This window comes from Vibrio sp. 1288, assembly GCF_033344475.1.
On sequence record NZ_JAWPOX010001159.1, the window covers coordinates 1 to 511 of the forward strand.

The following is a 511-nucleotide window of genomic DNA, read 5'->3' on the forward strand; positions in this document are numbered from 1 at the left end:
TCCCGCTTGGTCAATATTGCCGGAACGTTTTTATTAATTGGCCTGCTATGACGACGCAGGTGAGTAATGTACTGTTGTGCGAATTTACGACTGAACCACATATCGCCTTGGAGCACCTTGTCAATGCCCGTTTGTAAGGTTTGTATATCGTCTGAGGTATAGAAAATGCCGGCAAGTGAACGCCAGACAAAGAGCTCATCCGTTGAGATAGATTTGTCACAGTTGATGAGGATTTCAAGCGTTCCAGTTAAATGGGGGGTTTTAAATTCCATATAACGAGCAAACACTTCATCTGTGATAACACTGTAATCCAAGACAATCGCTGATATGGATTGATTTCTTACAAATGGGCTAGCAAGATTTTCTGGAGTGATCAGTAGAACGTTAATACCGAGCTTCGTTTCCAAAACATCCTTTAAGAGAGATGACTGTAGACTGCCCTCCGTGATTAAGATGACATTCCTTGTAGTTTGATGCTCCATCCTACTCGCATTCCTTTAGTAGTTTTGAT

Annotated in this window: 1 protein-coding gene; it reads right to left on the reverse strand. The window is 41.9% G+C overall.

The genetic code is table 11. The features are described from left to right. The coding region (locus tag R8O11_RS31435) for a helix-turn-helix transcriptional regulator (protein ID WP_318195419.1) at positions 1 to 482 on the reverse strand (482 nt) is incomplete at its 3' end. Between the last annotated feature and the right edge of the window lie 29 nt (positions 483 to 511).